The 10,512-nt window shown below is 41.1% G+C and carries 8 protein-coding genes; all 8 read right to left on the bottom strand.

Annotated features, from left to right (window positions below; genetic code table 11):
* Positions 1-128 precede the first annotated feature (128 nt).
* The 8 genes from QZ565_RS05670 to QZ565_RS05635 all read right to left on the bottom strand — a co-directional run bounded on the left by QZ565_RS05670 (position 129) and on the right by QZ565_RS05635 (position 10,451).
* Positions 129-641: a DUF2812 domain-containing protein gene (locus QZ565_RS05670; RefSeq protein WP_295526770.1), complete on the bottom strand. Its 513-nt coding sequence runs from the start codon at positions 639-641 to the stop codon at positions 129-131.
* Between the two features lie 34 nt (positions 642-675).
* Positions 676-1,251, bottom strand: coding sequence for a DUF2812 domain-containing protein (locus tag QZ565_RS05665; protein WP_295526773.1), 576 nt, complete (start codon positions 1,249-1,251; stop codon positions 676-678).
* Positions 1,251-1,571, bottom strand: a complete 321-nt coding sequence (locus QZ565_RS05660; RefSeq protein WP_024057886.1) for a PadR family transcriptional regulator — start codon at positions 1,569-1,571, stop codon at positions 1,251-1,253. The genes QZ565_RS05665 and QZ565_RS05660 overlap by 1 nt, the downstream gene beginning before the upstream one ends.
* 122 nt (positions 1,572-1,693) lie before the next feature.
* Complete coding sequence (glnA, locus tag QZ565_RS05655; protein WP_295526764.1) at positions 1,694-3,040, bottom strand: type I glutamate--ammonia ligase; 1,347 nt, start codon at positions 3,038-3,040, stop codon at positions 1,694-1,696.
* A gap of 36 nt (positions 3,041-3,076) precedes the next feature.
* Positions 3,077-3,433, bottom strand: a complete 357-nt coding sequence (gene glnR / locus QZ565_RS05650) for a transcriptional repressor GlnR (RefSeq protein WP_000659548.1) — start codon at positions 3,431-3,433, stop codon at positions 3,077-3,079.
* Between the two features lie 76 nt (positions 3,434-3,509).
* Positions 3,510-4,037 carry an aromatic acid exporter family protein gene (locus QZ565_RS05645; protein ID WP_084947380.1) on the bottom strand — a complete coding sequence of 176 codons (528 nt, stop codon included), beginning with the start codon at positions 4,035-4,037 and terminating at the stop codon, positions 3,510-3,512.
* A gap of 135 nt (positions 4,038-4,172) precedes the next feature.
* Positions 4,173-5,372 (bottom strand): phosphoglycerate kinase, encoded by a 1,200-nt coding sequence (locus QZ565_RS05640; protein WP_042750167.1) that lies wholly within the window; start codon positions 5,370-5,372, stop codon positions 4,173-4,175.
* Positions 5,373-5,645: 273 nt separating this feature from the next.
* Positions 5,646-10,451, bottom strand: coding sequence for a bacterial Ig-like domain-containing protein (locus tag QZ565_RS05635; RefSeq protein ID WP_295526757.1), 4,806 nt, complete (start codon positions 10,449-10,451; stop codon positions 5,646-5,648).
* Between the last annotated feature and the right edge of the window lie 61 nt (positions 10,452-10,512).

The following is a 10,512-nucleotide window of genomic DNA, read 5'->3' as shown; positions in this document are numbered from 1 at the left end:
CTCTATGTATCCAAGTGCTAACTCATGATTCTATTATACACCCTTAGAAGAGAATGTCAAGACAAAAACTCAAAAAATTAGCACTCTTTTGTCAAGAGTGCTAAAAATCAGTCTAAAGACCTAGAATCTTACTTTTTATCTACTTGGTATTTCCTTTTTAGTCTGAAATAACCATAGATTAGATAAGAAATCATGAAAGCATACAAAACAAAAATAATAAGGAAAGACATAGAAAGCTCTTCTTTAAATAAACTCATACAAACAACAAGACCACCCGAGAAAGTAGCTGTACAGGAACGAAGTCTAGACCGCATAACTTCCCACATAGGATTATTACTCATATAGACTTGATCCTCTGGAAGTAAATCAGAAGACGATTTACGAAGAATTGAACAAAAACCTGCTTCTATTAATTCCCAACCTCTATCTCTAAAATCTTGTAGTTCATGCTTATATTTTTTAAGAAATCTAGAATCATAGATACAATAGATGACATCGTCTGGTTGACATTGGTCAAAATAGAACAAACCAAAACGACTCCTTCTATACCTCCAACCTTTCAAGTGCATCTCATGTAAATATTCTTCTTTCTTATCCAAATCAACAATGGTGAAAATCCGAAATTGCTTTTTATTTATCATGACTTCCCCTCCAATTTTGAGCATACCTACCCTATCATAAATCTGATAATTCCTTCTTTTTATGCCATAACTTCCAGCTAATATAGGCAACTATTAACAAAAGGATTAAAGACAAGAAAATATCTAGCCCGACCGCAAATAAACTCCATAGACCATACGCATTACTTTTATTGAGCAATTTAAGTAAGAATAGTATATGTATGGCTAGCAAAAGTAAAACAGGTACTAATCGCAGTCTTAAAATGCGATTAACCATAGCTAACTTCCCAGCAGCGTCATTATAGATTTCAAATTCTGCATCCGATTCAATTTCAGAATGCGCTTTTCTAAAATAGGAAAAACTATTAAAGTCTGTAATATGCTCCCAGCCACAGTCTTTAAATAGTTGTAAATAGGAGGATCTCTCTGATTTTTCCATTGGGTAAAAATCCAACTGATAAGACACTTGCTCAGGCTGACATTTTTCAAAGGTATACTTAACTACAAACAATAAGATAGAATAGCTTACTCCCCTAAGTTTCCAGCCCTTAGCATGCATTTCTCTAAAGTACAGAGCCTCCCTCTCATAATACGCAATTGTAAAAATTCGGTAAACAATTTTCTTTTCCATCATACTTCCTCCCGACTGTTTCTGTAGAGCCGTTCAATACGTTTCAATTCAATATCTAAGACTTTTCGTCCCAAGTCTGTAATCTGATAGATTTTCCGTTTTTCCTCTTCGCGGACAAAGGAAATCAAACCATCCTTTTCCATCTTTGACAAGGTTCCATACATAGTCCCAGGACTAATCGAAACTTGCGAATCCGTCATCTCCTTGACTTTTTGCGTAATACTATAACCATGACCTTCCTTTTGCAGACAGAACAAGATATAAAAGCCCGTTTCCGTCATCGGAAGATAAACTCGACGAATCTTATCCGTCAATTCCATTTGCATTCACCTCCTATTCAGTTCGATATATCGCACCTCGTTATATAAAATATATCACACCTCGATATAAAACACAAGAAAAAAGATCACCCACAGGCAATCTTTCTTCTATATTATTAGTATTAGTAAAGGTCTAAATAATTATCAATTTCCCATTGTGAAACGAAGGTTGCATAACTTGCCCATTCGATTCGTTTGGCTTCAAGGAAACTAGTATAGATATGCTCTCCAAGAGCCGCTCTGACAACCTCATCTTCTGTCAAAGCCTTCAAAGCGTTGTGAAGTGTTGATGGAAGGTCTGTAATACCAGCTTCTTTGCGCTCTTCTGCTGTCATAATGTAGATATTTTCTTCGATAGGAGCTGGTGCTTCGATTTTATTTTCAATACCATGCAAACCAACTTCCAAAAGAACAGCCATAGCGATGTATGGGTTTGCCATCGGATCCACTGAACGCAACTCAAGACGAGTTCCCATACCACGTGAAGCAGGCACGCGCACAAGTGGCGAACGGTTACGACCAGCCCAAGCAATGTAAACAGGCGCTTCATAACCTGGAACCAAACGTTTGTATGAGTTAACCGTTGGGTTCATGATAGCAGTATAGTTGTAGGCATGTTTAATCAAACCACCAAGGAAATGATAGGCAGTTTCTGACAACTGCATTCCTTTTGGATCATTTGGATCAAAGAAGGCATTGTTTCCTTCTGCATCAAACAAGGACATATTACAGTGCATACCTGATCCGGCAATACCAAATTTTGGTTTCGCCATAAAGGTTGCGTAAAGACCATGTTTGCGAGCAATGGTTTTAACAACGAGTTTAAAGATTTGAATCTTATCACAGGCACGGAGAACTTCATCGTACTTAAAGTCAATCTCGTGTTGACCAACCGCAACCTCGTGGTGACTCGCTTCTACTTCAAATCCCATTTTGGTCAAGACATTGACAATCTCACGACGTGTATTGTCCGCAAGGTCAGTAGGCGCCAAATCAAAGTAGCCACCCTTGTCATTCACTTCAAGTGTTGGGTCCCCATTTTCATCCAACTTAAATAGGAAGAATTCTGGCTCTGGACCAAGGTTGAAAGATTTGAATCCCACTTCTTCCATGTGACGAAGAGCGCGTTTCAAATTGCCACGTGGGTCACCTGCAAATGGTTCACCTTCTGTTGTATAGACATCACAGATCAGACCTGCAACACTTCCATTTTCATCTCCCCAAGGGAAGACTGTCCATGTATCCAAGTCTGGGTACAAGTACATATCTGACTCATTGATACGTACAAAACCTTCAATAGAAGATCCATCAAACATCGCCATGTTTGACAAGACTTTATCTAACTGTTCATCTGTAGCAGGAATTTCGACGTTTTTCATGGTTCCCAAAATATCTGAGAACATAAGACGAATAAAGGTAACATTTTTTTCCTTGACTTCACGACGAATATCTGCAGCTGTGATTGGCATGAGTTTTCTCCTTAATGTATGACTACTTGCGGTTACCTAACCGCGACCAAAAGGTGACCGTACTGAAGCAAAGCGACCCTGTTGGAGGAGTTCATTGTGAAGTGCACGACGCACCTCAGTCTGACTCACCGCTTTCTTGGATTTCGCTTCACGTTCAGCATATTTTTTCTTAATGGCAGCGATATTATAACCTTCAGAGATATAATCTTTGATTTCAAGCAGACGATCCATGTCATTCAAGGAATACATGCGACGGTTCCCTTCGTTTCGATCAGGTTTAATCAACTCTTGATCTTCATAATAACGAATCTGACGCGCCGATAGATCGGTCAACTTCATAACACTGCCGATAGGAAAAACAGCCATATTTCGGCGAAATTCTTTTTCCTTCATTTACAATTTCCTTCTTTCTGTCTATTATAGTCTAAAAAAAGACAAACGTCAATTGATAATGTTATAAAATGTAACATTATTTTTCTTTTTTCTCTAAAAAGAGCCGAATTCGGTCAATGTCGTAATTTACGAGAATTGCGACAAAAACTCCCATGAAAGTTTCTGATACACGCGCAAACACGTACAAAATTGTCTCTCCACTCGGAATCGATAGGGTAATGATTAACATAGCCGCTACACCACCAATAACCCCTGCTTTGTTATTCATGGCTACATTTGTCATAATGGTTAACATGGTGCAGATGGGAACAACAACCAAGGTCACCCAAAAAGCCTCGTGGAAAAAGGTATTTAATAGGAAGAAAAGGAGGGCATAGAGACCACCGATACTATTTCCTAGAATACGCGAAGTCCCAAAATGGACACTCTTATCAAAACTCTCCCTCAGGCTAAACACAGCTGTTAAAGCACCGATTTGAAGACCTTTCCAGCCAAAAAAGCCAAAAATCAAGAGAACTAGAAAAACAGCAATACCTGTTTTAAAGGTTCGCATACCAAGTTTAAACTGGGATTTATCGAATTTATATTTTTTAAAATAACTCATAATCTCAACTTTCTATTTCCATTTTATCATAATTTGGGTGATTTTATGAGCAATAGTTGAGAGGAAGCGTTTTTATTTCGAGTAAAAGAAAAGAGGAACTTTCATCCCTCTCTTCTTTGATTCATTTATAAAATCTTATTTTTCTGTCAAGGCTGCAAGTCCTGGAAGAACTTTACCTTCAAGAAGTTCCATTGATGCTCCACCACCAGTAGAGATCCATGAGAACTTGTCTGCACGTCCAAGGTTGATCGCTGCAGCAGCTGAGTCACCACCACCAATGATTGATTTAACTCCTGGTTGTTTCACGATAGCATCCATCACACCAATTGTACCAGCTTGGAAGTCTGGGTTTTCAAATACACCCATAGGTCCGTTCCATACAACTGTTTTCGCACCAGTCAAAGCTTCGTCAAATTTAGCGATAGATTTTGGACCGATGTCAAGACCAAGGAAGCCTTCAGAAACTGCTTCACCTTCAGTGTCACGCACTTCTGTGTAACCAGCAAATGCGTTTGCTTCTTTTGAGTCAACTGGCAAGATCAATTTACCATTTGCTTTTTCAAGAAGAGCTTTCGCAACATCCAATTTGTCTTCTTCTACAAGTGAGTTACCGATTTCGATACCTTGTGCTTTGTAGAATGTGTAAGTCATCCCACCACCGATAAGGACTTTATCAGCTTTTTCAAGCAAGTTTTCGATAACACCGATCTTGTCTGAAACTTTTGAACCACCAAGGATAGCAACGAATGGACGTTCTGGAGCTTCAACTGCTTCTTGGATGTAGGCAATTTCGTTTTCAAGAAGGAAACCAGCAACTGCTTTTTCAACGTTTGCTGAGATACCAACGTTAGATGCGTGTGCACGGTGAGCTGTACCGAATGCATCGTTTACGAAGATACCATCTCCAAGTGATGCCCAGTATTTACCAAGTTCAGGATCGTTTTTAGATTCTTTCTTGCCGTCAACATCTTCGTAACGAGTGTTTTCAACCAAGAGAACTTGTCCATCTTCAAGAGCGTTGATAGCTGCTTCCAATTCAGCACCACGAGTGACACCTGGAAGGAAAGCAACGTCTTGACCCAATTTAGCTGCCAAGTCAGCAGCTACAGGAGCAAGTGATTTACCAGCTTTGTCTGCTTCTTCTTTCACACGTCCAAGGTGAGAGAAGAGGATAGCACGTCCACCTTGTTCAAGGATGTACTTGATAGTTGGAAGAGCTGCGGTGATACGGTTGTCGTTGGTAATCACGCCATCTTTTACAGGTACGTTGAAGTCAACACGAACGAGAACTTTTTTCCCTTTCAATTCAACGTCTTTAACAGTCAATTTTGCCATTAGATATGACTCCTTCTTTTTTTATACGTGTTAATTATATCACAAAATCAGCAAAAGAGATAGAAAAACCCTAAACTTTTCCAGTTCTTTCTTGCAACGAAAACTAGCATTTCTAAAAATCAAAACTAGAAAAACCTTTTCAAATCACTAAGTAATACGAGAAAAAGTAGTTAATCCATCTCATTCTTCCACTGATTTTTACTAGTTAAAACGAGGTTTGACTAATCTGCAGTCAAACCTTGTTTTTAGTTGTTATGAGGAAATGCAAGAATCCTAAATCGATTCGTTTTCTCTCTTCTTTCCAGCAAGTAGGCCATAGCCACTCATCACTCCGAGAAGTCCTAGTGCTACTAGACTAGCATCTCTTGTTACTCCAGTATTTGGAAGTTCTTTACCTACTTTTTCATTTGTCGGTGTTGCTAAAAGAGCTTGATCTGTTTTTTGAGAGTCTTGCTCTTCTTTCGTTCCAACTTCAACAATTTCTGGAATCGCTTCCTTGAGAACTTCTGTTGTACGAAGGGTACGATTGCCTCGGGCATCGACTTCTACAAAGCGACGAATTTGTCCTTCTTCTCCAGCTTGCACAATACGACGTTGACCTTTGAGAAGCTCTGAATTTAGACGTTCTTGACGTTCAAAGGATACTGCAACTTCTTCAACTTCTAGTTTCGGAGTTTCTAGAACTAAATCTTTAACTCCTTCAGCTGGTTGATTGCTTGAAAAGACTTTGGTTCCAACTTCTACGATTTCAGGGGTTGCTTCTTTCAAAACTTCTGTAGCGCGAAGCGTACGATTGCCTTGACTATCTACTTCTACTAGACGACGAATTTGCCCTTCTTCTCCTTTTTGGACAAGTTGACGTTGACCTTTAAGAAGGTTCGCACTTGGTCGCTCTTGACGTTCATAGGCTGTTGTTTCAGTTTCAACAACTAGTTCAGGGAGGACCTCAACTGTCGGGGCTACTTCACTTGGATCCATGCTACCAACATGATGACTTTCTTCTGCAGGAGCTAGTTTCTTATTCAGCTTTTCTTTCATGTCAGCAAAAGCTCGTGGAGTTGGCATCTCTGAAGCCAACAAAGTTTCTGCTTGTTCAATCAACTCAGCTTTAGGATCTTTTTCACGGACGGATTCGAGCAAGCCTTCCAATTCTTCTCTAGCAGTTTGATAACGTTGATTTCCATCCAAGTCCGCTCCAGCTTGTTTCAATTCATTCAAGGCTTTGTTGACTTCTTCTTGACTGGCATCATGGTTTTCTGCAACAGCTTTAGCTGCATTGAGTTTCTCTACTAGTACAGCTTGTTTGTCCTCACTTGAGAAGGTATAGGCAAGGGTTGACTGACGGCCTTGGGCAGCAGTGATTTCTTGTTTAAGGTATTCATCATTAACTGCAGCCTTTGGAGAAACCAAGACATCAAACTCAGCTGTGTGCCCCTTGTAATGCAGGGTCAAGGTCTGGCGTCCAGTCTTCTGAGCATCGTATCCCGTGATTTCAACACCTTCATCAGTAAAGCTGTGAGTCTCTTCTGTCTCGTCATCATAGAGAACACCAAAGCGACCTTCAGAGTGTTCCAGTTGATCCCCTACTAGATAGTCTGTTTTTGGTTTCTTAGTAATATACAAGCCCGCTACTTCTTTTGGTTTTCCTTCATCCTGTCCTGTCACTTGGACTTTCAGATCACCTGACACTGGTAAACCAAGGTATTGCAGTGTTAGGTTTTGTTCCCCTTTTTGATGAGCGTCGTATCCAGATACCGTCACACCTGAGTGAGTAAGGTTAATCAGCTCGTCGACTTGTCCCCCTTCGTATTGAACACGGAGTGTTCCGCCTCTGAGGTCCAGTTTTTCTCCTTCTTTATAAACTGTCTTTTTAGGTCCTTTTTCAAGGCTAACTGCAGCAATTTTTCTCTCATCCTGTGGAATCGCTACAGCCAAGGTGTTACTGATTTCTTTGCCAGGTAGTTGGGTACGATAGTAGAGGAGAGTTGGTTGCTTATCAAAGCCCAATGGAGCTGTTGCCAAGTCACCACCAGTTTCAGTCTTCAAGGTTGCAATTGGTGTTTGTGAATCAGCCTTGTCGTAAACGGTGATGGTTGCGCCTGCCGGAACATCAGAGAAGCCTAGTTGAACTTGGTGGTTTCCAAGTGAACGGGCAGCTACCTTAGCCATTGGAATATTTTGACTTTCTGTGTCCAAGGCTTCGTACATCTTCCAGTTGTAGATACGAATGGCCTTCCAAGGTGTTCCATTATCAGATGTAATGACATGCAAACGCCAGTCTTGGGCAGTAATTGGTTTGTCAAGAGTGATATCCGTAACGTGCGCTTTATTACCACGGACTTCCTTAGCTAGTTTCCACTCGCCATCTGTATCCTTATAGTAAAGATCAAAATCCTTGGTGTTCATCAGACCATCGTTAACAGACTCACCACCAGCTCCCGCATGATCCATCACCCATCTGACAACTGTACGTGGCTGAGTCAAACGAATATCGACACTACCGCTCAATTGTCCTGAAGACCACTTGTCTGAAAGACTGGTAATGGTACCGTTCAACATACCTTCAATACCTTCTCCACCTTCGGTATTCGGGAAAGTGCTACCGATAACCGTTGCCCCTGGAACAATATTTTCAGCCAAAGGTCTTGGGAGAGTCGTATCCTGAACAGTCATGCCCCAGTTAAAGGATGTCGTCGCAGCTTCTGAACGAAGGCCATTTTTACCAACTGCAACGACTTTCAATTCTTGCGTCGTACCAGTCGCATTAGCAGAGCGGCTAACTTTTGGCAAGTAGATGGTTGAAGCAGATGAACCTGTCAACAAACGCCAGTTATCCCCATCTTTTTCGTAGACTTCATAGAAATCCGCATCTTGATTACCCGCAAACTGGACCACTGCTTCAGCTTCTTGGGCATTTTTAAGAGATTGTTTCACCACAGAAAGGCCTGTAGGCGCTTGTGGTGCTTGGTGATTGTCTGAAATTGTTAATTGACCTAGGTTAAACTGATAATCTTTTACAGCTCCTTCATGCTCGAAGAAGAGTTTGACTGCATAGATGGTTTTACCTGCTAGTGAGCTGAGATCAAATTCTTCATTTGTCCAGTTGTCAGAAAGGGTTAGCTCTTTCCATGCATCTGCATCATCGAATTTGTAGTCTGGAGTTGTAGAGAAGGCCATATAAACTTTCGACCCTTTTCCTCCCTTGTGGGCAACACGAAGTTTGGTTTTCTCAGTTACTTCTAACTTAGTAGAATACAAATTCACATCCTGGTCCGTCTTACCAGTTATATTACCTGAGAATTTAAGGGAATTTCCGCCATTGTAGGCATCTGTAAAATCATATTCTGCACGAAGTTTCTCCCCTGTTGAAGTCTGCCACCAGCGCCATGTTGGCAAGATACCTGAAACCGAACGGTAGTTCCACTCAGAATCCTTAGAAACCTTTCCGTCTACAAACCACTTTCTACCATGGCCTGTATTAAAGGAGGTAGTGAAGGTCCGGCCTACTGCTGGTGTGCGGTCTGCAACTAAATTAGCAATCCCATACCACTCTTTGTCCGCTGGTTTTTGAGCTGTCGGATCTCCTTGGTAACCTGTGAAGAAGATATCTTCGTTTTTGTGGTAGTCTTCACCTGTTTTTCCTAGACTGGTAATTGTATCTGGTGCAAAGAGTCCAAGTGACAAACGTAACTTGCCTTTTTCATCTAAGAGGGCATCCCATTTAACTTTTGTCTTATAAGAACCACCTTGTTGCAATTCCAATCCTGCAAAGACATCATATTGGCTACGTTCCAGCCATTTTGCCATTTCTACAGAGTGGTCATTCTTTTCCTTATTCCAGTTGAAATTGGCAAAGAATTGATCCGCAGGGACCTTGTCACCTTCTTTTTGCATGAACTGGTAGTTGTAATCACCTAGACCATCTTCGTGATAACGACCATATTTATAGGTCATGGCATCGTACCAAGCATACTTGATTGGATGGTTGACTTTTGCCGCATATTCTTTTGTATAGAGCATGAATTGACGCATTTTTTCACCAAGTGGCGTTACTAAGTCACCTGTTGTTTCTTGGTTGATAAAATACCCATCAAAGCCATAGTACTTAGCAAGGTCGACAAGTTTTCGTGCAATAGGGAAGGTTCCATCCTCATCTTGTTTCAAAGCAGCAACAAATTTCTCTTGGTCGGCAATACTGTTGGACCAGTTGAAGAAAAGTGTTCCATAAACGGGAACTCCGTTACGATGTCCTGCATCAATGACATCTGGAGTTGGGACTAGACCTTCCCAGAAGACCATTGAATCCAAGTATTGCCAGTAGTCAAAGGCGTAGGCCTTGAATTCTTCTCCACCAACAGAAGCGTGGTCTTTAGCCTTTGAGTTGGTATTTGCTAGCGCCTGAACCTTGGCTCTTCTACTTGCTTTTTCATTCACCAACTGGCCTCTATGGCGCTTAGCAAGTTCAACTGAGGAACGATTGATGGGATCATCCTCACGCGCACCCGGTTCCCATTTCAACAAATCCTCCCAAGAATTAAATTTGATTTCCTTTGGTTTTAATGTTTTTTCTGTATTTTTAGGGACATCTGGCTGGACTTCTTTTTCAGTCTTATTAGCTTCTGCTGCTGGCTTAGACTCATCCCCTTGGCTAGTTCCTTCAGGCTTTGCTTCTGTTTCCTTGTCAGACTTAGGTTTTACTTCTGCAGATGGTGTTTCTGCAGCCACCTCACTTGCTTTTTCCTCTGGTTTAGCTACGCTAGCTGCCTCTGCGGTTTCAGTAGTTGCAGCTTCATTGCTTGCTGGCGAAGCAGTTTCAGATGCTGTCGCTACTCCTTCTGCCTTTTCTAACTTGTTTTCTCTAGTCTGTTCTCCTTCATGCTGCTTGTCAGCTTCATTAGTTGGATGCTCACTCTCTCCTGAAACAAGCTCTGTATTGGCTCCGCTATTTTCAGGAACTGCAGTTTCTTCAGCCAAGGCTGGACCAGCAAATAAAACAGCACCAATCATTAGCGAGCAGGCTCCTACTGATAACTTACGAATACTATAACGACAACGTCTTTCAAAAAATGGATTCTTCATTTTCTCCTCCTAAAAGATTGATTTTGTTGCACAAAAGAAAGCGCTTAACTTTCTTTATAAA

Source organism: uncultured Streptococcus sp. (genome assembly GCF_915066115.1).
Classification (GTDB): Bacteria; Bacillota; Bacilli; order Lactobacillales; family Streptococcaceae; genus Streptococcus.
The sequence above is the reverse complement of the archived record's forward strand: the minus strand, read 5'-3'. Positions and strand labels throughout refer to the sequence as shown.